The 23,660-nt window shown below is 64.5% G+C and carries 21 protein-coding genes, 1 tRNA gene and 1 pseudogene; 19 read left to right on the forward strand and 4 right to left on the reverse strand.

Features of this window, described 5'->3' with window-relative positions; genetic code table 11:
- Positions 1-76: 76 nt before the first annotated feature.
- A complete protein-coding gene (locus ASF14_RS00830) occupies positions 77-1,708 on the forward strand; it encodes a PAS domain-containing protein (protein WP_201780514.1) in 1,632 nt (543 codons plus the stop codon).
- 171 nt (positions 1,709-1,879) lie between these two features.
- Here the strand turns inward: ASF14_RS00830 and ASF14_RS00835 are convergent, their stop codons facing one another.
- Both ASF14_RS00835 and ASF14_RS00840 read right to left on the reverse strand, forming a co-directional pair.
- Entirely contained in the window at positions 1,880-3,022 is a 1,143-nt protein-coding gene (locus tag ASF14_RS00835; protein ID WP_082442001.1) for a YihY/virulence factor BrkB family protein, read from the reverse strand.
- The gene (locus tag ASF14_RS00840; RefSeq protein WP_082442002.1) at positions 3,019-4,917 is read right to left on the reverse strand and encodes an AI-2E family transporter; all 1,899 of its coding nucleotides are present in this window, start codon (positions 4,915-4,917) and stop codon (positions 3,019-3,021) included. Before ASF14_RS00840 ends, ASF14_RS00835 begins: the two co-directional genes overlap by 4 nt.
- Positions 4,918-5,269: 352 nt before the next feature.
- Between ASF14_RS00840 and ASF14_RS00845 the strand changes: the two genes are divergently transcribed.
- From ASF14_RS00845 to ASF14_RS00855, 3 genes are read left to right on the forward strand one after another with little or no spacing between them, the layout of a single operon-like run.
- The gene (locus ASF14_RS00845) at positions 5,270-6,121 is read left to right on the forward strand and encodes a CDP-alcohol phosphatidyltransferase family protein (protein ID WP_056430201.1); all 852 of its coding nucleotides are present in this window, start codon (positions 5,270-5,272) and stop codon (positions 6,119-6,121) included.
- Positions 6,121-7,218, forward strand: a complete 1,098-nt coding sequence (locus ASF14_RS00850) for an inositol-3-phosphate synthase (RefSeq protein ID WP_056430204.1) — start codon at positions 6,121-6,123, stop codon at positions 7,216-7,218. Before ASF14_RS00845 ends, ASF14_RS00850 begins: the two co-directional genes overlap by 1 nt.
- Complete coding sequence (locus tag ASF14_RS00855) at positions 7,215-7,937, forward strand: phosphocholine cytidylyltransferase family protein (protein ID WP_056430207.1); 723 nt, start codon at positions 7,215-7,217, stop codon at positions 7,935-7,937. Before ASF14_RS00850 ends, ASF14_RS00855 begins: the two co-directional genes overlap by 4 nt.
- A gap of 153 nt (positions 7,938-8,090) precedes the next feature.
- On the opposite strand, the gene ASF14_RS22095 is transcribed toward ASF14_RS00855, so the two are convergent.
- Positions 8,091-8,288 (reverse strand): Arm DNA-binding domain-containing protein, encoded by a 198-nt coding sequence (locus ASF14_RS22095; protein WP_082442003.1) that lies wholly within the window; start codon positions 8,286-8,288, stop codon positions 8,091-8,093.
- Positions 8,289-8,538: 250 nt separating this feature from the next.
- Positions 8,539-8,628 (reverse strand) — tRNA-Ser (locus ASF14_RS00860).
- 128 nt (positions 8,629-8,756) lie between these two features.
- Here ASF14_RS00860 and hspQ point away from each other — a divergent pair.
- The 15 genes and pseudogenes from hspQ (at position 8,757) to lptG (ending at position 23,466) form a co-directional block, all read left to right on the forward strand.
- On the forward strand, positions 8,757-9,137 hold the full coding sequence (gene hspQ / locus ASF14_RS00865; RefSeq protein WP_042486005.1) for a heat shock protein HspQ: 381 nt from the start codon (positions 8,757-8,759) through the stop codon (positions 9,135-9,137).
- A gap of 147 nt (positions 9,138-9,284) precedes the next feature.
- On the forward strand, positions 9,285-9,584 hold the full coding sequence (gene rplU / locus ASF14_RS00870) for a 50S ribosomal protein L21 (protein ID WP_007405484.1): 300 nt from the start codon (positions 9,285-9,287) through the stop codon (positions 9,582-9,584).
- Between the two features lie 43 nt (positions 9,585-9,627).
- Entirely contained in the window at positions 9,628-9,894 is a 267-nt protein-coding gene (gene rpmA, locus ASF14_RS00875; RefSeq protein WP_042486007.1) for a 50S ribosomal protein L27, read from the forward strand.
- A gap of 180 nt (positions 9,895-10,074) precedes the next feature.
- Positions 10,075-10,623, forward strand: coding sequence for a GNAT family N-acetyltransferase (locus tag ASF14_RS00880; RefSeq protein ID WP_082442004.1), 549 nt, complete (start codon positions 10,075-10,077; stop codon positions 10,621-10,623).
- 362 nt (positions 10,624-10,985) lie between these two features.
- Positions 10,986-11,737 (forward strand): annotated as a pseudogene (locus tag ASF14_RS20555) (IS5 family transposase).
- A 323-nt stretch (positions 11,738-12,060) separates the two neighbouring features.
- Positions 12,061-12,453: a TadE family protein gene (locus ASF14_RS00895; RefSeq protein WP_056430218.1), complete on the forward strand. Its 393-nt coding sequence runs from the start codon at positions 12,061-12,063 to the stop codon at positions 12,451-12,453.
- Positions 12,453-14,057, forward strand: a complete 1,605-nt coding sequence (locus ASF14_RS00900; protein ID WP_056430220.1) for a pilus assembly protein TadG-related protein — start codon at positions 12,453-12,455, stop codon at positions 14,055-14,057. Before ASF14_RS00895 ends, ASF14_RS00900 begins: the two co-directional genes overlap by 1 nt.
- A 61-nt stretch (positions 14,058-14,118) precedes the next feature.
- Positions 14,119-15,168 carry a GTPase ObgE gene (obgE, locus tag ASF14_RS00905; RefSeq protein WP_056430224.1) on the forward strand — a complete coding sequence of 350 codons (1,050 nt, stop codon included), beginning with the start codon at positions 14,119-14,121 and terminating at the stop codon, positions 15,166-15,168.
- Between the two features lie 178 nt (positions 15,169-15,346).
- Positions 15,347-16,447 (forward strand): glutamate 5-kinase, encoded by a 1,101-nt coding sequence (gene proB, locus ASF14_RS00910; RefSeq protein WP_056430229.1) that lies wholly within the window; start codon positions 15,347-15,349, stop codon positions 16,445-16,447.
- Entirely contained in the window at positions 16,444-17,340 is an 897-nt protein-coding gene (locus tag ASF14_RS00915) for an SDR family oxidoreductase (protein WP_056430234.1), read from the forward strand. Before proB ends, ASF14_RS00915 begins: the two co-directional genes overlap by 4 nt.
- Before the next feature lie 71 nt (positions 17,341-17,411).
- Positions 17,412-17,657: an acyl carrier protein gene (locus ASF14_RS00920; RefSeq protein WP_056430236.1), complete on the forward strand. Its 246-nt coding sequence runs from the start codon at positions 17,412-17,414 to the stop codon at positions 17,655-17,657.
- A 22-nt stretch (positions 17,658-17,679) separates the two neighbouring features.
- Entirely contained in the window at positions 17,680-18,942 is a 1,263-nt protein-coding gene (gene spt / locus ASF14_RS00925) for a serine palmitoyltransferase (protein WP_056430241.1), read from the forward strand.
- Positions 18,943-19,017: 75 nt separating this feature from the next.
- On the forward strand, positions 19,018-20,937 hold the full coding sequence (locus ASF14_RS00930; RefSeq protein WP_056430244.1) for an ATP-binding protein: 1,920 nt from the start codon (positions 19,018-19,020) through the stop codon (positions 20,935-20,937).
- 235 nt (positions 20,938-21,172) lie between these two features.
- On the forward strand, positions 21,173-22,372 hold the full coding sequence (gene lptF, locus ASF14_RS00935) for an LPS export ABC transporter permease LptF (RefSeq protein ID WP_172839621.1): 1,200 nt from the start codon (positions 21,173-21,175) through the stop codon (positions 22,370-22,372).
- The gene (gene lptG / locus ASF14_RS00940; RefSeq protein ID WP_056430247.1) at positions 22,369-23,466 is read left to right on the forward strand and encodes an LPS export ABC transporter permease LptG; all 1,098 of its coding nucleotides are present in this window, start codon (positions 22,369-22,371) and stop codon (positions 23,464-23,466) included. The genes lptF and lptG overlap by 4 nt, the downstream gene beginning before the upstream one ends.
- Positions 23,467-23,660 lie beyond the last annotated feature (194 nt).

Genomic DNA, 23,660 nt, shown 5'->3' on the forward strand with positions numbered 1-23,660 from the left:
GGGCCGAGACGATCTAGCCAATGAGGCAAACGGGGAGGGCAAGGGTCAAAGTGCCGGCACGCCTGCGGACGGTAGCATGGACGTCGGCGCGCGTGAGCCGATCGAAACCTCTGGCGTGCATCACTGGCAGGAAGCCACCATAACCCGCCCCGGCCTCGACGACCGTGGCAACGTCTTCTTTGCGGCCATCGAAATGACGCGTATGCCGATGGTTATCACGGACCCGCACCAGGACGACAACCCGATCGTCTTCGCGAACAACGCCTTTCTCGACCTCACTTTGTACGAGAAGGAGGAGGTAGTGGGGCGCAACTGCCGCTTCCTGCAAGGCGCGCAGACCGACCGCAGCGAAGTCGCAAAGTTGAGGGACGCGATCGAAGCCCAGGAGTCCATCGCGCTCGAACTGCTCAACTACAAGCGCGACGGCACCCCGTTCTGGAATGCGGTGTTCATTGGTCCCATCCACGACGCCTCCGGCAAGCTGCTTTACTTCTTTGCCAGTCAGATCGACGTCACCCGCCGCCGGGAAAACGACAGGACGCTGCTGCAAACGCAGAAGATGGAGGCCGTAGGCCAGCTGACTGCCGGGCTTGCACATGATTTCAACAACCTCCTTCAGGTCGTGAACGGTAACTTGGAGCTGGCTGCCGCACGCGCTGAAGATGATCGCCTGTGTCGCTACATTCAAAGCGCCCGGACGGCGGCCGAGAAAGGTGCCAAGCTGACGGGACAGCTGCTGGCATTCGCCCGAAAGACCCGCCTCGATCCGCGACCGGTCGACATCAACGCCACCATCAACGGCTTCTGCGATGTCCTAGAGAGTTCGCTCGGCAAGCAAGCCGAACTGCAGTTGACGCTGCGGCGCGGCCTACCACGGGCCGTCCTCGATCCCGAGCAATTCGAAATGGCGGTGCTGAACATCGCGATCAATGCTCGCGACGCCATGCCGAACGGTGGACTGATCGACATCGTCACCAGCAAGCTGCAACTCGACGGCGATGCCGCCGCCCGTGAACTCTCCCCAGGCGATTATGTCGTCGTCGAGATCCGCGACCAGGGTCAGGGCATGCCCCAGCATGTGGCGGATCGCGCGACCGAGCCCTTCTTCACGACGAAGGGAACCGGTAAAGGTACCGGTCTAGGCCTCGCCATGGCCTCCGGCTTCGTTCAGCAGTCTCGGGGACGGCTCGAGATCGACAGCACCCCTGGTAAGGGGACGACGATACGGATGCTGTTCCCATCGGCAACCGGAGATCAGCCGGAGAATCCCGGCACAAAGCACGCGACCATTTCGGCTCACACGGACGACGCCCGTTCCGGTGCTCATATTCTCATCGTCGAAGACAGCGCCGAGGTGCTCGCGCTGGCACGCGAGATCCTCGAGGGTGTGGGCTACCGTGTATCGACCGCCGAAACCGGTGAGGCTGCGCTCGAACTATTTGAGGGGATGCCGTCCGGGACGCTCGATCTGTTATTCACCGATCTGATCATGCCGGGCGGCATCAACGGGATCGTTTTGGCTGGAGAGGTCGCACGACGCGCACCAAATCTACCCGTTCTGATGACGACGGGATATAATGAGGAGCTCGTGGCCGAAGGACCGATGCGCGCTGGCATAGACGTTCTTGGAAAGCCGTACCGACGAAGCGACCTGCTCGACCGTGTTCGTCAGGCGCTCAACCGCGGCAGCGCGTCCGGCGGGGATTAGCCTGCGGCATCAATCCAACATGTTGAATGAAAAACGGACCCCTGAGCAGACGTTTAGACCCAACTTTGTGCCGACCTAAAGCACTCACCGGCGCATATCGTCGCGCATTGGATGGAATAGGCCGATCGCAGAAAAAGAGATGACGGTATGCGCTACCGCCAACCCCATGATCTAATGACGGCCTGCCACCGTGCGGCCCCCTCGCCGCCATGTCGCAAATGCGGCAACTGCTACGACAGCCAACGTAAGCAATCTGGTATTGCCTTGCATACCGGACCCCATATGCGCCTCCCTCCGGCCCTCCCGGGGGGCAACAGAAATGCTGCCTGGCTTAACCGCTTCAAAGCCTTCGTCCTTTGGCGTCGCGAGGCTCGCGCGATTGGACGACAAGTCGGTACGGTCGTCGTTCACGAACTGGCCCGCAACAGGCTCGCCCTCGACCTGTCGTTCAAGCTCTGCGTTCAGTTCGGCACCCAACAGAAAGACATAGGCGGTCAGCCAGAGCCATGTGAGCGTTACGATCACGGCGCTTAGCGACCCGTACGTCGCCCCATAGTTACCGAAACGCGATACGTAGAAGCCGAAGGCCGCAGTCCCGGCCAGCCATAGCAGCGTCGCGCCGATTGAGCCTGGGGACAGCCAGACCCAGCGAGGTTGGCGATTGTCGGGACCGTAGCGGAAGAGCACCGCAGACGCCGTCACGACGAGCAACGCGAGCACGAGATACCCCGCGATCCGGATTATCACCAGCATCACTCCCGGCGCGTCAGGGACCAAGCCCCCGAGGAATGCGAGCAGCGTGGTCGTTCCGACCGCGAGGAAAATCATTAGCACGCCGCCCGCGACAATCCCGAGACGGAGCAGGTTAATCCGGACAAAACCGCGGGTTTCTTCCGTATCATAGGCGACGTTTAGGCCCGTTATGATCGCAGACGAACCTTTCGTCGCCCCGTACCAAGCCAAGGCCAACGCGATGATCAAGCCGATGCCCTGCTTGTCCTTCGCACTATCGGACACCGTCAGCAGCTGATCGGTGATGATCGAGGCGGCATCACGCGGCAGTGACGCAAAGACCGCCTCGACATTTTGCCGCACCGTCTCCGCGTCGGCGAACAGCCCGTAGCTCAGGACGACCGCGCCTAGCGTCGGAACAATCGCGGCGAAGACATAGAAGGCGATGCCGGCTGCGATGATACCGATATTGTCCTCGTCCATTTCCTTCCAAGTGCGTTGCGCGATCGCGAGCCATCCGTTCGCCGGCACTTCCAATGGCGACCGCGCGCCCCGGCCAGCGCGTGCTTTCGGCGCGGTCATGCTGCCTGCTCCAGATGGCTGCCGGCATGATCAAGACACGCTTCCACCGCAGCGCCGAGGCTGCCGACATACAAATCTGCACCCAAGGTTCGTTGAATCTCTTCATCGGTCAGCGCCGCCTCGCCTTCCGGCCAAAGGCCGACGAGGATTGGGACGTTGCCCGCCCGCGATCGGATCCGACGGACCAGATAGCGGAGGTGAGAGGGGGATCCGCCGATCTCGAGGTAGGAGATGCAGACCAAGCGTGCTTGCGAGGCATCGAGCCGGTCGACATTGGCCCGGGATCCTGCTTCGTGCGAAACGCGGTTGACGCCAAAGCCGCGCTTGGCGAGCAATTGCTCGAGCATAGCCGTGACCGCATCGTCGAGGACGCCGCGGCCGGCGATGCACAGGATACTCCCGTCGGCGTGCCACGCTGCCGGCGCACGGGGGAGCATGGGCGGCGCCGTCTCTTGAAACCCCGCGTCGCTGTTGGGCAGCGGGGTCAGCAGGCCGCCACCCGCCTTGGGAGGGGCGGCGGTATCGTCCTGCTGCTGGAGTTCGTCGACTAGCACGAGCATCGAATCGACGACCCTCGTGGCGCGATCGCGCGTAATCGCACCACGTTCGACGTCCGCGGCCGCCATTTTCAGAGCCGCCAGTGCGACCTCGTCATAATAGGCCGTGAGCGAGCGGGTCGCGAGCTGGCTCTCCGCCTGTTCCAGCGCCTCGTCGGGGTCTTCTGCGAGCATGCGCTGATAGAAACGCTCCACCGGTGTAAGCGCTGGACGATCGCCGAGCAGCACGTCCAGAAACTCAAGGCTCGGAATGTGTCGGCCCAGCACGACCAGCAGCAAGGTGAGCGGCATTGACAGCACGAGACCAACCGGTCCCCAGATCCAGGTCCAGAACACGGCTGCCAACACGACCGACAACGGCGACAGGCCAGTAGAGTGGCCGTAAAGCAGCGGTTCGATGACATAGCCGATCAGCGGTTCGAGCGTCAGGAACAGCGCCGCGACCATGAGCATAGTAGACCAGCCCGGGTCCCCACCAGCCGCCACAGCCAAGGGAAGCGCCGCGCCCAGCAACGCCCCGATATAGGGCACGAAGCGCAATACGCCCGCCAAGATGCCCCACAGCGCCGGTACAGGCAGGCCGATCAGCCACAGGCCGATGCCCACCGTCAGGCCGAAGCTGGCATTCACGGCAAGCTGCGAGAGGAAGTAGCGGCTCAGGCGCGCCCCGGCCTCATCCATTGCCGCTGTTGTACGATGCAGATCAGACGAGCCGAACAATCGGATCAGGCGGTCGCGCAAGTCTTCCTTCTGCATGAGGATGAAGACGGCAACGACGAGCACGATCACGAACGTCTCGAACGGCGCCATCACCGGGCTCAGATAGGCACCGACCTCCTCCAGGACCGGCGTCTGCTCTTCGACGACACGGACGTTCACGGGATGGCTTTTGGTCCCGCGCTGGACATTCGGATCGGCGGCCGCCACCGCCGGGGTGGTCGTCGGGCGCAGGAACGGGAGGCGCTTCGTCAGATACCCGCTAGCGCCATCGATCTTGGTCTGAATTGTCGCGACATAGCTCGGTGCCTTGTCGGCCAGTGACGCGGCCTGGGTACCGACCAACGTGCCGATCCCGCCCAGCGCCCCCAAGGCACTCAGCACAGCCACGAAAATCGCGAAACCCTTCGGCACCCGCAAACGACGCAGCAACAGGACGATCGGCGACAGAACGAAAGACAACAGGATCGCCAGGGTGATGGGAACCAGAACGCCTTTCGCAAGGAATAGCCCAGCGACCACCACCACGGCGACCGCGAGGCCGAACAATCCATCCCTGCTGGGTACCTTCGCCGCAGCGACGCCGCTTGCCTCTACCGCCTTCCCCGTCCCGATTCCCATTTGCATTCCCTTCGGAATGGGCAAACTCACGCTGGCATGGTTCGGTCCGCGAGATCGTCAATCGGGCCTGGGAAAACGACATCTTTATCTCTGCCCCTGACACGGCGTGAAGACCCGATTACGGTTGGAGGTCCCCAACCGCCCCCGGCAAGCGGGCTTTCATCGATCGCAGACCGGCCGCTGCTTGTTCCGCTAGGGACGGCAGGACGGCGCCATCCATCGGGCCCGCCTTTGTACCGCAGAGCTGACCGCCAACCCCAGCCCGCCCCAACGACCGGCCTGATCGGACGCGTGACGGGCTCGTTGCAAATCGCTTGCAAGTCAGGCACCTAAGCTCATACATTACGAGTTAATGACATTTGCCATCCCTGACACGTCACGGGACCGTCGGATAGAAGATCCGACAAATCTCTGGGTTATTCATCCAGCGGCACGATTTCTTGTGCCCTGGTTCATCAAGCGTGGAATCTCCGCCAACGCCGTTTCGCTGGCCGGGCTGGCTTTGGGCACATCGGCTGCGCTGGCCTACAGCCAGTGGGAAATATGGCCTTTTGCCGTTGTCGGCCTGCTGCTGTCCGTCTGCTGGCTTGTCTCCGACGGGATGGATGGGATGATCGCGCGGGCCACAGGCACAGCCAGTCCGCTCGGACGCGCGCTGGATGGGTTGTGCGACCATGGCGTTTTCGTCCTGATCTATGTCTCGCTGGCCTTCTCCATCGGCACGTTGGAAGCTTGGGCCTTGGCGGTCGCCGCAGGCATCGCACATATGGTCCAATCCAATATGTACGAGAGCGAGCGAGCCCGCTTTCACCGGCGCCGGGATGCGGTGGCAAAGATCGTCAGCCCTGCACCGAGCCGCAATCCGCTTGTCCAACTTTATGATCATTGCTGGGGATTATTGGATCGCGTGGCGGCGCGGTTCGACCACGCGCTGGGGCAGCACCAAGCTCCCTCTGAGCTCGCGGCGACCTATGCCACCCTGGCCGTCAGGCCCATGCGGCTGATGAGTCTGTTGTCCGCCAATGTGCGGGTCTATGCCATTTTCCTTGCCTGTCTTTTTGGTAATCCACGCCTGTTCTGGTGGTTTGAGCTTATCCCACTGAACATCATCCTCATCCTTGGACTTTTCCAGCATCGCACCGTCGAAAATCGCCTCACAGTGCCGGAAAACTATTTCCCAGATATAAAAGGAAGCAAAAGCTAATGCCGGCCATTAATATTGCCATTGTCGGGGTAGGCAACTGCGCCAGCTCTCTCGTGCAGGGGCTTTCCTATTATCGCGAGGGTGCAAACGAAACGGTCGGTCTCATGCATTGGGACTTGGGCGGGTATAAGCCGACCGATATCCAAGTCGTTGCAGCTTGGGATATTGACCAACGAAAAGTCGGCAAGGACGTAGCAGAGGCAATCTTCGCCAAGCCCAATTGCACCACCGTCTTTTGCGAAGCCGTGCCTCCCACGGGGACCAAGGTGCAGATGGGGCATGTTCTTGACGGCGTCGCCGAACATATGTCGGATTATGACGATCATCGGACATTCCTGCTCGCGCATGAAAAGGAGGCGTCCAAAGCGGAAGTGGTCGCGGCCCTGCGCGAGACCAAGACCGATGTGCTGATGAACTATCTGCCAGTGGGTTCGCAGGCCGCCAGTGAGTTCTACGCCGAATGCGCGCTCGAGGCGGGTGTGGCGTTTGTGAACAACATTCCCGTATTCATCGCCAGTGACCCCATATGGGCGGACCGCTTCACCAAGGCTGGTGTCCCGATCATCGGCGACGACATCAAGGCGCAGCTCGGCGCCACCATCGTTCACCGCGTGCTGACCGATCTATTCGCCAAGCGCGGCGTCAAGCTGGAGCGGACCTACCAGCTTAATACCGGCGGCAATACCGACTTCCTCAACATGTCCAATCATCGCCGTCTTGCCTCGAAGAAAATCTCGAAGACCGAGGCGGTGCAGTCGGTCGCTGCGGAGCGGCTGGACGACGACAATGTTCATATCGGCCCGTCCGACTATGTGCCTTGGCAAAATGACAACAAGATCTGCTTCCTGCGGATGGAAGGCACGATGTTCGGCGGTGTGCCGATGAACCTGGAGTTGCGCCTGTCCGTCGAGGACAGCCCGAACAGTGCGGGCGTCGCCATCGATATGATCCGGTGCGCCAAGCTGGCAAAGGACCGCGGCTTGGCGGGACCGATCGACGCGGCCTCGGCCTATTTCTGCAAGCATCCGCGTATTCAGATGACCGATGACCTTGCGGCGCAGGCGGTCGACGAATTCATTGCCGTAGCGGCGGAATGATCGAAACCGGTATTGTTCTCGCGGCAGGCGAAGGCTCCCGCCTTCGCGCTGTCGCCCCACTCAAGCCGCTCTGCCGCGTGGGCGGGCGGACACTGCTTGCCCATGCCGTATTTGGCATGGCGCAGGCGGGGCTGGCCAGAACGGTCGTGGTCGTCGGCTATGAAGCAGAGACGATCGAAGCCTATGTCGCGGCGGAAGACTGGCCGATCAAAGTCGAAACAGTACGGGTAAAAGATCATCGCTATCCCAACGGCTCGTCGTTGCTCGCAGCGGAACCACTGCTGCACGGTGAGGAGGCGATCCTTGCGATGTGCGACCATCTGGTCGAACCGGAATTCTATCGGCGAATGATCCACGCCGATACGGGGGGTGGTGCGTCGCTCGGAATCGACCGTCGAATCGATCACGATTGGATCGATCTGGACGATGTGACGTGCGCTCAAACGGATGGCGACCGCTTGACCGGCATTGGCAAGGGCCTCGCGGTATATGATTGCTTCGATACGGGTGTCTTCGCTGTCGGCAAGGGTCTGTTCGACGCACTCCGCGGATTGGAAAAACCCTCTCTGACCGAAGGAATGCGGTGCCTGGCATCCGACCAAGCTGCTGGCATCCGCGATTGCAGCGATCTTGGATGGATCGATGTGGACGACGAACGGGCATGGCGCATCGCAGAAACATGGCTCACCACAAGTCGTGGCGGCACAGACGACGCCTAAAATCGGCGCGAATAGCGGCTACCGCCAAGCCGCCCGCCGCATCCGGGATGTGACGAAAGGACAAAGGAAGCGCGAGCGCAGGGCACTCGGATAGCCCGCCCCCAAGCACCAAAGCTGAAATTGTCTATCCAACCGCAAAGTTGGTGGCTTCTATCATGCAGCGGTCAAGGGGCGTTTTCGGAGCGTCGGAATGACCTGTCGCCCCCGCTTCCGCTCCGCGACGGGGTCGATGCCTTGCGCGATCTTCTTCCGGATCAGGAGCGCTGCCTCTCGGGCATCAGCAAGCGAAACGGCTTGCAACGAGCCCAAGCCGATATCCCTGCGCCGGCCTCCAGATTGCACTCGAAGCAGCCAGCGGCCCTACTCCTGGCCGTTCCGTTTGGAAAACAGGCCTTCGCCATCGGAATATCGACCCGGTTCACTCAGTGCCCGGACGTTGGTTGCGGTGAGCTTCCCCATCGCACGACGCTCCACATTACCCCACACATTTCGCGGAATGGCGTGGGATCACATGGAATTCAGCGGAACGAAAAGCCGGTGGATTCTCGGCTTTTTCTAGCGGATCTGAGAGAATTTTTGCGAGCCGCTGAGGGGGCGTCAATGGCGGAGAGGGAGGGATTCGAACCCTCGGTACCGTTGCCGGTACGCCGCATTTCGAGTGCGGTGCATTCGACCACTCTGCCACCTCTCCGCGAGGACGATCCGGGCGGTGGGAAACCGCCGGGGCTGATCGATTGGAGGCGCGCTGTTAGATCAGCTTTTTGCGCATTGCAAGCGCCTAAACTTGTGCGGCGCGACAAAGACATTAAATCATGGGGCATGGACCTGACCGACACCCTCCCCCTCACCTCGCGCCTGGACGTGGAGGCTCCGATGATCGCAACCGCGCGGTTCGCGATCGGGGATGTCGTGCGGCATCGCATGTTCGATATTCGCGGCGTCATTTTCGACGTCGACCCCGTCTTCGCCAATAGCGACGAATGGTATGACGCGATCCCCGAACAGATTCGTCCGGCCAAGGACCAGCCTTTCTATCACCTGCTCGCCGAGAATGCCGAATCGAGCTATGTCGCCTATGTCAGCCAGCAGAACCTGCTGCACGACGACAGCGACGAACCGATCGAGCACCCCGCCATTGCGGGCCTGTTCACGGGCTATGCCGATGGCCGCTATCTGCTGAAGCGCGAACACCGGCACTAAGGCCTTTCGGGCGTGCTGGCGGGGCCGGTTCGTGGCCCGAAAATGCGAATCCCCGGTTGACAATCCGGCCACCTTTGCCTAGCTGGCCGTTCTTTCCCGACGGGCATTCCCGCGCGGGAGCCATGTATTTGGGAAGTGATAACAGCCATGTTCGCAGTCGTGCGCACGGGCGGCAAGCAGTATCGCGTCGCCGCCGGAGATAAGATCGTCGTCGAAAAGATCGAGGGCGAAGCCGGCGCGTCGGTGACGCTGGGTGACGTTCTGCTGGCGGGCGAAGGCTCGGAGCTGAAGGCCGTCGACGGCATCACCGTTGCCGCCGAGATCATCGCTCAGGCGAAGGCCGACAAGGTCATCGTCTTCAAGAAGCGTCGTCGCCACAACTATCGTCGTCGCAACGGCCATCGTCAGCAGCACACGATCCTGAAGATCGTGTCGGTCGGCGCCTGAATTTCAGCCGCGCCACCCCAACGAAATCCAGGAGTAGTTCGCAATGGCACATAAGAAAGCAGGCGGTTCGTCGCGTAACGGTCGTGATTCGGCCGGCCGTCGCCTTGGCGTGAAGAAGTTCGGTGGCCAGGAAGCCATCGCCGGCAACATCCTCGTGCGTCAGCGCGGGACGAAGTTCTATCCGGGTCGCAACGTGGGCATGGGCAAGGACCATACCCTGTTCGCGCTCGTCGATGGCCGCGTCGCGTTCCACGAAGGCAAGCTCGGCCGTAAATTCTGCTCGGTCGAACTGGCCGCAGCGGCCGAATAATCGGGCAACCGCGCCGGGTTGCCCACCAGGGTGACCCGGGTTCCGCGCAGGAACCAGCAAAAAAGGGAGACGGGTCACCCCGGCTCCCTTTTTTCATGCTCCCTCCACCGTTTGGGCCAATGTCGCCGTCCCGTCATGGGCGTGTGGCAAGCGCCCGACGCGACGAGGAGTTGTCGAGTGATGTTCGCGCGGACCCCAAGATTGTTGTTACGGCCAGCCTGGCCGGAAGATGCCGCCGCCCTGACCCAGGCCATCGGCCATGAAGCCGTCGCCCGCATGGCGGCGCGCGTTCCCTATCCCTATACCATCGGCGATGCCGAACAGTGGCTGGCCCGGCCCTGCGGCCCGACCGAACCGCAATTCCTGATCACCGCGCTCGATCGTGGCGGCGCGCCCGAATTGATCGGCGGGATCGCGATCATCGCGGGCGATACCGGCCATGAACTCGGCTATTGGCTGACACCGGCGGCCTGGGGTCGCGGCTATGCGACCGAGGCAGGTCATGCGGTCATCGCCATGGCGCGCCATGCCCTGCCCATCGCGCGACTCGGGGCGTGGCACTTTGCCGACAATCCTGCCTCGGGCCGGGTGCTGACCAAGCTCGGCTTCCGTCCCACCGGCCACCGCATGGCCCGCGCCTCGGCCGGGCGCAACACGCTGTCGCCCAGTCTCCATTATGCGCTGGACCTGGAAGACGAGCGAAATCCCGCGATGCCGCTCGCAGCCTGAATGACGCGTTGCCCGAATCCCCGCTCCTGAAGGGAGGGATTCGGGCAGAGCCGGGACAACCAAGTCGCTGGCCGCCAGCGCGGCGTCGCCACGAGATGGCGTCATATGATTTGCGGCTGGCCGGATATGTCCGGCCAGGCAGCCCGAACCTTGCCACCCGCTTGCTTTACACGGCCCAAGGATCGGCGTCCGGGGTGTGGAGATGACAGCCGCGCTTGTGCGAGGCGCACAACGAACAATCATGCTCGACAACTCCCGACATTCGGGCGCCATTGATCCCAATTATGGCCTGAACCCAATCAGCATCTTGAGGAATAATGGTTTTCCTGATTCACTGGCGCGTGGATCAGGAGGAGTGAGGCATGGCGCTGTTCTGGTTGTCGGATGAGGCGTGGGCGGCGATCGAGCCGCATCTGCCGAAGAACCAGCCCGGCGCGCGACGGGTGGACGACCGGCGGGTGATCTCCGGGATCGTGCATGTGCTGAAGGTCGGCTGCCGCTGGTGTGACTGCCCGGCCGATTACGGGCCGTCGACCACGATCTACAACCGGTTCAATCGATGGTCGCGCCGTGGCTTCTGGCTGAAGCTGCTCGACGCGCTGGTGAATGCTGGCGTGGTGACGAAAAGCACCGCGATTGACAGCACTTACATCAAGGCGCAGCGCGCGGCCTTCGGTGGAAAAGGGGGAACCAGATCCAGGCGATCGGTCGCTCGCGTGGCGGGTGGACGACCAAGATCCATGCGCTCACCGACGTTATCGGCCGTCCCTATGCGTTGATGCTGACGGCCGGCAATGTCAGCGACGTAAAGGCGGCGCCGACGCTTCTCGAACGGGCCGGCCGAATGCGTTACCTCCTTGCTGACAAAGGCTATGATGCCGACCGGCTGCGCCGTTCGCTACGTGACGCCGGAGCCGTTCCCGTCATTCCCGGACGACGAAACCGAAAACGCACCATCCGCTACGACAAGGACAGATACCGCGGTCGCCACCTGATCGAAAACGCCTTCTGTCGCCTCAAGGACTTCCGCCGTGTCGCCACACGCTACGACAAACTCGCCGACAACTTCCTCTCAGGCGTAGCCATCGCAACCGCGATCGCTTTCTGGCTCTGATTGAGTCTCAGCCCTAATTTCAGGTCGATCACAGCATTGCGGTCGAAAGCCGCGATTCGCGGCCTCTTGATTTCGTTACGCCAGCGTCATGCCCATATCGGTCATGACCAAATAATGGAACCGCCTGTACCAGGCCAATATGGCCACTGATCCACATTATAATGTCGAAATTGATGGCCCATACGACATGGTAATAGACCGATAAGGATTCAGCACTCTACTTGGGCAGAACTTGAATTCTACCGCAGGAAGGGGAACCTTCGGTGTTTTGTTCTATCGCCCGGTCCGTGTCGCACCGTTGCTGCGTCGTTCGGCCCCAAGTCTTGCGTGACCCACGGGGGGCGGCGCTGATCGAGTTTGCGCTGGTCCTGCCGATCCTGCTCACGATGCTGATGGGGATCGTCAGCTTCGGCGAATATTTCCTGACCGCGCATCTGGTTCAGCAGGCCGCGAACGACGCCGCCCGCGCCGCATTGGCGGGCATGAGCGCCACCGAGCGCAAGGGCATCGCCGTCGACACCGCCAAGCGGATGATCGATTCGACCGGCATTCTGCGCAGCAGCCGGGGGCAAGTGGACGCGGTCGAGGTCGACAATATGATGACCGTGTCGATCCGCTACGACGCCACGTCCGATCCGCTGCTCAACCTGCCCTTCGTCCCCACCCCGGGCCGCACGATGACCGCCAAGGGTATCGCGATGATCGGCGGGCTGTGATGCGCAGGCTTTGGGGCGATCGGCGCGGCGCGGTGAGCATCCTGACCGCGATCATGACCATGGCGCTGATCGGCTTTTCCGCATTGGGGGTCGATATCGGCATGCTGACCCTGTCGCAGCGCCGCTTGCAGGGCATCGCCGACGAGGGTGCTTTGGCGGCGGCCTCCTCCAGCCCCGATCGGCGCGATGAAGCGATTCGCCGTCTGCTCGCCGCCAATGGGCTGAGCGACGTGACCAGCACCATCACGCCGGGTCGCTACCGCGCGGATGCCGCGATCGCGCCGCAGGACCGATTCATGCCGGGCGCCGATGCCGGAGCGTTGCGTGTCGTGCTCAGCCGCCCCGTCCCCTTATTCTTCGGGCGAGTACTCACCGGGCGCAACACCGCGCCCGTCTCCGCCAGAGCGGTGGCGCGGCGAATCGACATGGCCGCCTTTTCGCTCGGCACCCGATTGGTCAACGTGTCAGGCGGATTGCCCGGTGCGCTGCTCAACGGACTGGCGGGCAGCGACCTGTCGCTGTCGATCGGCGATTATCAGGCGCTGGTGGGCGCACAGGTCGACCTGCTGCCCATGATTCAGGGGCTGGGCACGAAGATCGGCCTGACCGGCGCCAGTTTCGACACGATTCTGGCCGCCGACGTCACGCTGCCGCAGTTGCTGGGGGCGATGGCCGATGCGACCGGCAAGCCGGATGCAGCGGGCATATTGCGGCGGATAGCGCTGCGCGTACCGGGATCGAAGGTCCCGCTGACCCGGCTGATCGACCTGGGGCCGATGGGGAATACGTCCAGGGTGCCGTCGCGCAATCTGATCGGGGTCGACGCCTATGTGATGCTGCGCGAATCGCTGTCGGTCGCCAACGGGCAGCGACAGGTCGCGCTGAACCTGGGCGGTTCGATCAAGGGGCTGCTGTCGACCAGGATCCTGGTGGCGATCGGCGAGCGCCCGGCCAGTACGCCATGGCTGGCGGTGGCGCAGGACGGCTCGACCATCGTGCGGACCGCGCAGCAACGATTCCTGATCGACAGCGAGATCGGCGTTCCCCTGCTCGCCAATATCCGCCTGCCGATCTTCGTCGAAACCGCCGCGGCCAAGGCCCGGTTGAACAGTGTCTCCTGCGCTGGTCCCGTGCAGACGGTGACGATCGACACCCTTCCCTCCCCCGGCACGCTGGCCATCGCCCAGGTCGACCAGAACCGCTTCGACGATATGAGCCGTTCGCCCATCACCGGCCAGACCGTGCTGCTCCAGCTGCTGCTGGCGCGGGTCTGGGGCTATGCCAAGCTCGATCTGGCGAGCGACAGCGCGTGGCAACAGGTTCGTTTCGATCAGGACGACATCAGCCAGCGGACGACCAGGACCGTCACCGCCAATTCGGCGGTGCGCGGGATCGCCGCGTCGCTGATCCAGCAGGTGACGTTGCGGCTGGAGGGGTTCGACCTGTCGGGGCTGACCGGGATCGTCGGGGCGGCGCTGACGCCGGTCGCCCCGATACTCGATACGCTGATCGGCGATGTGAGCGAGTTGCTGGGCCTGCGTGTCGGCCAGGCGGATGTGACGGTCAACGGCGTGCGATGCGGCGCGGCCACGCTGGTCGCCTGATCGTCCCCGTCATAAACGGCCGGGCTGGTCAGTCGGCGCGGTCAGCGGTAAAGGCGGCGCCATGCATTTTCTCGATCAGGCCAAGATTTTCGTCCGTTCCGGCGCGGGCGGCCCCGGCGCCGTATCCTTCCGCCGTGAAAAGTTCATCGAATATGGCGGTCCCGACGGCGGCAACGGCGGCAAGGGCGGCGACATCGTCTTCGAGGCGGTGGCGGGCCTGAACACCCTGATCGACTTCCGCTACACCCAGCATTTCCGGGCGCCGCGCGGGCATGGCGGATCGGGCTCGAACCGCACCGGCGGCGGTGGCGACGACCTGGTCATCAAGGTGCCGGTCGGCACCCAGGTCCTGTCCGAGGACAAGGAAGAGGTGCTGCTCGACTTCACCAAGGTCGGCCAGCGCGAGGTGTTCCTGCGCGGCGGCGACGGCGGGCGCGGCAACGCCACCTACAAGACCTCGACCAACCGCGCGCCGCGCCAGCATGGCACCGGCTGGCCCAGCGAAGAGGCATGGGTCTGGCTGCGCCTGAAGCTGCTCGCCGATGCGGGGCTCGTCGGCCTGCCCAATGCGGGCAAGTCGACCTTCATCAACGCCGTGACCAACGCGCAGGCCAAGGTTGGCGCCTATGCCTTCACCACCACCCGGCCGCAGCTGGGCGTGGTGCGGCATCGCGAGCGCGAGTTCGTGGTTGCCGACATTCCCGGCCTGATCGAGGGTGCGGCGGACGGGGCCGGGATCGGCGACCGCTTCCTGGGACATATCGAGCGGTGCCGGGTGTTGCTGCATCTGGTCGACGCCAATGACGCGGACGTGGCCGAAAGCTATCGCATCGTGCGCGACGAGCTGGAGGCTTATGGCGCGGGCCTGATCGACAAGCCGCACATCATCGCGCTCAACAAGATCGACACGCTCGACGACGAACTGATCGAGGCGCTGTCGGCCGAACTGGCCGAGGCGAGCGGCGCGGACGTGATCCCGCTGTCGGGCGCGGCGGGCATCGGTGTCGACTGGGTGCTCGACAAGCTGCTGGAGCAGATGGGTCCGGGGGCGGATGCGGTGCCGGAGAACGACCAGGGCGAGGACGAGATCACGTGGTCGCCGCTGGGCTGATGCGTCGGGTGGCGGGCTCGGTGAGACACCCTGCCCTCCCCCATCCCCTCCCGCTTGCGGGAGGGGAGCGATACTTGGCGAGCTATTCGCGCTTTCTTCTCCCCTCCCGCAGGCGGGAGGGGCCGGGGGAGGGAAAAGAGCCTCGCAGAGACCGACAATCGTGGCACTCCGCCCCACAATGATCTTCCCCCCCACCATCTGCCAGCGGCTGATCGTCAAGGTCGGCTCGGCCCTCCTCGTCACGCCTGAGGGCGAAGTCCGTCGCGACTGGCTGACCGGACTCGTCGCCGACATCGCCGCACGGGTACGCGCCGGGCAGCAGATCGCGATCGTCTCGTCCGGCGCAATCGCGCTGGGCGCGCGTCGCCTGGGCCTGCCCAAGGGCGGCCGGGCGAGCCTGGAGGATGCGCAGGCCGCCGCCGCGACCGGCCAGATCGCGCTGAGCCAGGCCTGGGCGGAACTGCTGCACGCGGAAAACCTGACCGCCGCGCAGATGCTGGTGACGCTCGACGATCTGGAGGATCGCCGCCGTTATCTGAACGCCGCCGCGACGTTGAACCGGCTGCTGGGTCTGGGCGTGGTGCCGGTCATCAACGAGAATGACAGCGTCGCCACCGAGGAAATCCGCTTCGGCGACAATGACCGGCTCGCCGCACGGGTCGGGCAGGCGGCGGGCGCGAACGGCGTGCTGCTGCTCTCCGACGTGGACGGGCTGTACGATTCGAACCCGCACACCAACCCGGATGCGCGCCATATCGAGCGGGTCGAGCGGATCGATGCGGTCAGCGGCATGGCCGATGGCGGCTCCGCCTCGGGCATGGGATCGGGCGGCATGGTGTCGAAGATCGCCGCCGCGCGGATCGCGGTCAGCGCTGGCGCGCATCTCGCCATCGCATCGGGGCGGATCGACCATCCGCTGTCGACGCCTGCGCGCCACACCATCTTCGTCGCCGAGAAAAGCGCCCCTGCCCGCAAGGCGTGGCTGGCGGGCGGGCTGACCGCGCGCGGCGCGATCACGGTCGATGCGGGCGCGGCCAGGGCGCTGGCCGAGGGCAACAGCCTGCTCGCGGCAGGCGCCACGGCCGTGCAGGGCCATTTCGCGCGCGGCGACCTCGTCACCATCGAGGGGCCGAACGGCACCATCGCACGGGGGCTCAGCGAATATGACTCGACCGAGGCGCGCGCGCTGATCGGCACCCGCTCGGACCAGCAGGCCGAGATACTGGGTCACGCCCCGCGCGCCGCGCTGATCCATCGCAACCATCTGGCCCTGCTATGATCGTCGCCGTGACGGGAGCGACCGGCTTTGTCGGTCGCGCGGTGGTGGACCGTGCCGCCGGGTCCGGCCTGACCCTGCGCGCGCTGACCCGCCGGGCGCAGCCGTCGCGCGCCGGGATCACCTGGATCGCAGGGGCGCTCGACAAGCCCGACAGCCTCGCCACGCTGGTCGAGGGGGCCGACGCCGTGCTGCACATCGCGGGCGTGGTGAACGCGCCCGACCGCGAAGGCTTTGTCGCGGGCAATATCGACGGCACGCGCGCGATGGTCGAGGCGGCGAAGGCAGCCGGGATCCAGCGCTTCGTCCATGTTTCCTCGCTGTCGGCGCGGGAGCCCGATCTGTCCGTCTATGGCTGGTCCAAGCGACAGGCCGAGGATGTGGTGACGGGGAGCGGCCTCGACTGGACCATCGTCCGGCCGAGCGGCATCTATGGCCCGCACGATACCGAGTGGCTGGACGTGTTCCGCACCGCCAGGCTCGGCCTCGCCTTCATGCCGCCGCCGGGCAAGCTGTCATTGATCGCGGTCGAGGATTTCGCGCGGCTGCTGACCACGCTGGTCGCCACCGATGGCCCCCGCGCGGTGCTGGAGGTCGATGACGGCCAGGTCCTGACCCATGCCGAACTCGCCCAGGCGATGGGTGCGGCGGTAGGGCGGAGGGTGATGACGCTGCATTTGCCCAAGGGGTTGCTGAGCCTGGGCGCCAAGATCGACCGCAAGCTGCGCGGGAATGGCGCCAAGCTGACCGCCGACCGGGTCGGCTATCTCTGCCACCCCGACTGGACCGCCGACCCCGCGCTGCGCCCCGACCCGGCGCTGTGGGAACCCGCCATACCGCTCGCCAAGGGGCTGGCGGATACGGCACGGTGGTATCGCGCCAACGGCTTGCTATAGCAGCGAACATATGGGTGGTCGAAAAGCCGCCGCATTTGGGTGCCACTGGGCGCCCGACTGAAAGGATCATCATGAGCGACCGCCAAGCCATTTTCCACACCGTCGCGGCCCAGATCGCGCCCTTCAACAAGAAGGGCGTCGCGCTGACCGAGGCGACGACCTTCCAGGGCGACCTGGAGTGGGACAGCCTGACCGTGATGGATTTCGTCGCCGCGATCGAGGACGAGTTCGACATCATCATCACGATGAACATGCAGGCCGAGATCGAGAATGTCGGCCAGCTGGTCGACGCGGTCGAAAAGCTGAAGCAAGCCTGATCGCCTTCAAACGGACACCGACATGACCGAAGCCGCTGCCCAGCCCCACGCCCTGCCCGCCGAAGCGCCCGAAATCGCGCCCGAGCGTGACCTGCTCTCCAAGTTCGACGGCCTGATCGCCGAGCGGCAGAAGCTACTCGACTCAGGCGTGACCGATCCCTTCGCGATCGTGATGGAACAGGTGAAGTCGCCGACCGAGGCCGTGATCCGGGGCAAGGACACGATCCTGCTCGGCACCTATAATTATATGGGCATGACCTTCGACGCCGACGTCATTGCGGCGGGCAAGGACGCGCTGGAGAAGTTCGGCTCGGGCACGAACGGCAGCCGGATGCTCAACGGCACCTTCCACGACCATATGGACGTCGAACAGGCGCTGCGCGAGTTCTACGGCACGACCGGCGCGATCGTCTTCTCGACCGGCTATATGGCGAACCTGGGCATCATCTCGACGCTGGCGGGCAAGGGTGAATATGTCATCCTCGACGCCGACAGTCATGCGTCCATCTATGACGGCTGCCAGCAGGGCAATGCCGAGATCGTTCGCTTCCGCCACAATTCGGTCGAGGATCTCGACAAGCGGCTCGGCCGGCTGCCCAAGGAACCCGCCAAGCTGGTCGTGCTGGAGGGCGTCTATTCGATGCTGGGCGACATCGCCCCGCTGAAGGAGATGGTCGCCGTCGCCAAGAAGCATGGCGCGATGGTGCTGGTCGACGAGGCGCACTCGATGGGCTTTTTCGGCCCCAACGGGCGCGGCGTGTACGAGGCGCAGGGGCTGGAAGGCCAGGTCGATTTCGTCGTCGGCACCTTCTCCAAGTCGGTCGGGACGGTCGGCGGCTTCGTCGTGTCCAACCATCCGAAGTTCGAGGCGGTTCGCCTGGCCTGCCGCCCGTACATCTTCACCGCCTCGCTGCCGCCTTCGGTGGTGGCGACCGCCGCGACCTCGATCCGCAAGCTGATGACCGCGCACGAAAAGCGCGAGCGGCTATGGTCGAATGCGCGCGCGCTGCACGGCGGGCTGAAGGCGATGGGCTTCAAGTTGGGCACCGAGAATTGCGACAGCGCGATCGTCGCCGTCATCCTGGAGGATCAGGAACAGGCAGTCATCATGTGGCAGGCGCTGCTCGATGGCGGGCTGTATGTGAACATGGCGCGTCCGCCCGCGACCCCGGCGGGCACCTATCTGCTGCGCTGCTCGATCTGCGCCGAGCATATGCCGGAACAGATCCAGACGGTGCTGGGCATGTTCCGCGCCGCCGGTCAGGCGGTCGGCGTCATCGCCTGACCCCATGGTCGGGCCGAGTGCAGTGTCGGCCCGACTTTACAATATCCGACCGTCGAGGATAGCGTCGCGCCCGTGATGGATCAGGACGAGCTTGGCGGGGTCGGCCGGTGGCGGACCTTTGCGCTGATCGCGATGGCGGTGGCGGGTGCGGTGACGTTGGCCATGCTCGTCGTCACGCTGGGCCACGCCAATCGCGAGCGCGACCGCGCACTGGAACGGCAGAGCCACAGCTATGACGTGATGATCGCCGCCCGCACGCTGGCGGGCACCATCGCCCGGTCCGAGGCGTCGCTGGGCCGCTACGTCATCTCGGGCGACCGCAAGCTGGGCCAGCTCTATCAGGACGAATGGACGACGGCGGGGGTACAGCTCAACCGGCTGGACCGGATGATCGAGGACCAGCAGCAGCAACGCCTGATGGACCAGCTTCGCCAGGCCTATGGCGCGCGCGGCCGTGAATTGTCGACGATCGCGCTGTCGACCACCTATCACCTCAACCGTCAGGCCTATGGTCTCTATTACCAGGCCCGCCAGGCCGAGGCGCTGCTGAAGATCAACGATCTGCTCGCCCGGCTGACCGATGGCGAGCGGGTGCTCCTGCAACAACGCTCCGAAGCTGCCGAGGAGACGATCCAGCACTCGAACCGGATCGCGGGCGGGCTGGTGGTATTCGGCATCGTGCTGGTGCTGGGCGGCATCGCGCTGGCCTGGATCATCGTCGGCGCGGTCAGCGAGCGAGCCAAGGCCCATGCCGAAGCGCGCGCCGAACGCGCCCGGGCCGAGGAACTGGCCAGCGCGGTCGAAGTCGCGACAGAGGAACTGAAGGTTCAGGAAGCCAAGCTGCGTCAGGCGCAGAAGATGGACGCGCTGGGCCAGTTGACCGGCGGGATCGCGCACGACTTCAACAACATGCTGGCGGTCGTGCTGGGCGGGCTCGAACTGGCCCGCCGGACCAGATCGCCGGACGACATGGCGCGCCATCTGGAAAGCGCGACCGAAGGCGCGCACCGCGCCGCCGCGCTGACCCGCCGCCTGCTGATGTTCAGCCGCGAAGAGGCGTTGGCCCCCGAAACGCTGGTACCGCGCCGCCTGGTCGAGGGGATGCGCGACCTGCTCGACCGGACGCTGGGCGACGGGGTGAAGGTGACGATCCAGGACTGGACGACCGGATGGACGCTGTTCGGCGATCGCACCCAGATGGAGAATGCGATCCTGAACCTGGCGGTCAACGCCCGCGACGCGATGGACGGGCGCGGCGAGCTGACCATCCGTACCGCCGAGATGAAGATGGGGCCGCATGCCCTACCGCGCGGCGAGGCGGGCGATTATGTAGTGCTGTCGGTCGCCGATACCGGCGAGGGCATGACGCCCGAGGTCATCGAACGGGTGTTCGAGCCCTTCTTCACCACCAAGCCCGCAGGCAAGGGCACCGGGCTGGGGCTCAGCCAGATTTTCGGGCTGGTCGGCCAGATGGGCGGCGACGTGACCATCCAGAGCGCGCCGGGCAAGGGCACGACGGTCAATCTCTATCTGCCCCGCCACTCGGCCCCCGCCCCCGCCTTGCCGGTCGAGGCCGCGCCGGTTGCGGCCGAAACCCAGGCCGAGGCGAACGATGCGCTGCGCATCCTGCTGGTCGAGGACGATCCCCGCGTGCTGGCCGCGACGATGAGCGCGCTTCGCGAACTGGGCCACGACCCGATCCCCTGCAACGATCCGCGCGAGGCGGAAGGACTGCTGGCGCGGCATCCGAGCATCCGATTGATCGTGTCCGACGTGCTGATGCCGCATCTGACCGGTCCCGAGCTGATCGCCACGATCCGCCCGAGCCATCCCGATCTGGCGGTGCTGTTCGTCACCGGCTTTGCGGGCGATGCGCAGGCCACGGGGTTCGAGGGGCATGAGGTGTTGCGCAAGCCGTTCACGCTGGCCGGACTGGAACGCGCGGTGGCGGCGGCGCTGAAGCGGGCGGAAGGGCCGGTCAGCGCCGCGGCTTGAGAGGTTTGGGGCGAGGGTTGGGCGTGGCCTTCGACTGCGCTCAGGTTGAACGGCCTTTTGTATCAAGACCGAAACACCACCTCCGTTCAGCCTGAGCGCAGTCGAAGGCCAAGGGAATCCCACGCCACACCAAAGACCAACTCAAGGGAAACCCCTCAAAAAACGAAGGGGGTGACGCGCCCTGCCCACCCCCGTATAGCCATGGCCGTTTTATCGCGCGAGTGATGTCCCCGGCATGAAATCTATCGATCGCTACATGGCCCGGTTGATCGCGTTGCCGCTGTTCGCGACGCTGCTCATCTCGGCGATGCTGCTGGTGCTCGATCGCATCCGCCGCCTGTTCGAATTCGTCGCGACCGAAGGCGGGCCGATCAGCGTGGTGTGGCGGATGCTCGCCAACCTGTTGCCCGAATATCTGGGGCTGGGCATTCCGATCGGGCTGATGCTGGGCATCCTGCTTGCCTTCCGTCGCCTCGCCACCTCGTCCGAGCTGGACGTGATGCGCGGCGTGGGCATGAGCTACACCCGGCTGCTGCGCGTGCCGTACATGTACGCCATCGTGCTCGCCGCGCTGAACCTGGCGATCGTCGGCTATATCCAGCCGGTCGCGCGTTATTATTACGAGGGCTTGCGCTACGAACTGCGCACCGGCGCGCTGGGGGCGTCGATCAAGGTCGGCGAGTTCACCCATCTGGGCGACCGCATGACCCTGCGCATCGAGGAAAGCCGCGAGAATGGCCGCGACTTGTCGGGCATCTTCGTCCACGCCAACACGTCGAAGGGCGACTGGATCGGCGTGACGGCGGCGCGCGGGCGCTTCCTGGCGACCGACGACCCCAACGTCATCATCTTCCGCCTGACCAACGGCACGCTGATCCACAACCGGCCCGAGTTCAAGGCGCCCCGCGTGCTGACCTTCTCCAGCCATGACCTGCCGATCGACCTGCCCAAGTTCGACAATTTCCGCCAGCGCGGCGGCCGCGACCTGGAGTTCACCCTGCCCGAACTGGCCCGCCACGGTCAGGAGGCGCAGAGTGCCGAGGCCCGCGCAGGCAGCCGCTCCGAATTCCATTTTCGCGTGGTGGAGGTGGTGACGATGTTCCTCCTGCCGCTGCTCGCGGTATCACTGGGCATACCGCCGAAGCGATCGACCTCGGCGCTGGGCGTGTTTCTGTCGATCGTGATGCTGGTCACCTATTTCAAGGTGAACCAATATGCCGCCGATATCGGCGCGCTGGGGCGGGTGAACCCGATCCTGGCGCTATGGGGGCCATTCGCGGTGTTCGCGGGGCTGGTCCTGTGGATGTATTATGTCACCGCCTATGTGCCCGGCGGCCAGCCGATCGGCGCGCTGGAGCGCGGGGTGGCCAAGCTGGCCAAGGCGATCGGACGCTGGATACCCGGCCGCCGCCGTAAAAAGGCCTATACGGCATGAGCCTGTCCAACATTTTCCCGTCGAGAACGATCGCCATCTACATGGCGAAGATGTTCCTGATCCGCACCTTCGCCATCCTGTTCGCGGTGGCGCTGGTGCTCCAGACGCTCGACGTGCTGAGCGAATCCGGTGCGGTGCTGGCCGCGCCGGGCAACGGACAGGCGCAGGTGTGGCGATACGTGTCGCTGCGCGCGCCGCAGATCATCTCGTTCCTGCTGCCCTTCTCGGTGCTGCTCGGCACGATCCTGACCTTCTTCACGATGAACCAGAATTCCGAGGTCATCGCACTGAAGGCGGCGGGCATGTCGGCGCATCAGGTGCTCGCCCCCCTACTGATCGCCAGCGCGGGCGTGGCGGCTTTCAGCTTCGCGTTCAACGACCGCATCGTGCCGCGCGCCAGCGCGACATTGTCGGCCTGGCAGAAGGTGCAATATGGCCCCCTGCCCATCGACAGCGGCGACCGGGCCAATGTCTGGGTGCGTGACGGCGACGACCTGATCTCGGTCGATCTGATCCAGGGCCGGGGCGCCAAGACCCAGCTGGGCGGCGTGACGCTGTATGACCGCGCGGGCGGCAGCCTTCAGGCGATCGTGCGGGCTCCGCGCGGCATGCGCTCGGGCGATGGCTGGCAGATCGGCCCGGCGACGCGCTTCGAGGTGAAGTCGGGCAAGCTCACCAACTATCCCTCACTGATCGTCGGGCGCGGCGTGTCGCCCGAGCAGCTGACGCTGGCCAGCGTCAGCGCCGACAATCTGTCCTTCGGTGCGCTGTCGAGCGCGATCACCGACCTGCAGGAAGCGGGACGGCCGACCAAGTCGCTGGAGGGGTCGCTGTGGCACAAGCTGTCCGCGCCGATGTCCGCTATGCTGATGCCGCTGCTCGGCGCGGTCGCGGCCTTCGGCATCGCGCGGTCGGGCAAGCTGTTCGTGCGTGCCGTGATCGGCATGGCGCTGGGCTTTGCCTATTTCGTGGCGGACAATTTCTCGATGGCGATGGGCGATCTGGGGGCCTACCCCCCCTTCCTCGCGGCCTGGGCACCGATCCTGCTGTTCTTCCTAATCGGCGAAGCGGTGCTGTTCCGGACCGAGGAATAGGGGCGTAGGCTCGCTAGCCGGCCTCAATCCCACCGTCCGTTCGCACTGAGCGAAGTCGAAGTGCACGGGTCAGGCATAGCGGCTTGGCGGAGGTATTCCCTTGGCCTTCGACTTCGCTCAGGCTGAACGGAGGGAGAAAAAAGCCCGAAACCCGTTCCTGCTGAGCGAAGTCGAAGCGCACGCCCCGTCCTTCG

The sequence above is a fragment of the Sphingomonas sp. Leaf257 genome (assembly GCF_001422185.1).
Classification (GTDB): domain Bacteria; phylum Pseudomonadota; class Alphaproteobacteria; order Sphingomonadales; family Sphingomonadaceae; genus Sphingomonas; species Sphingomonas yabuuchiae.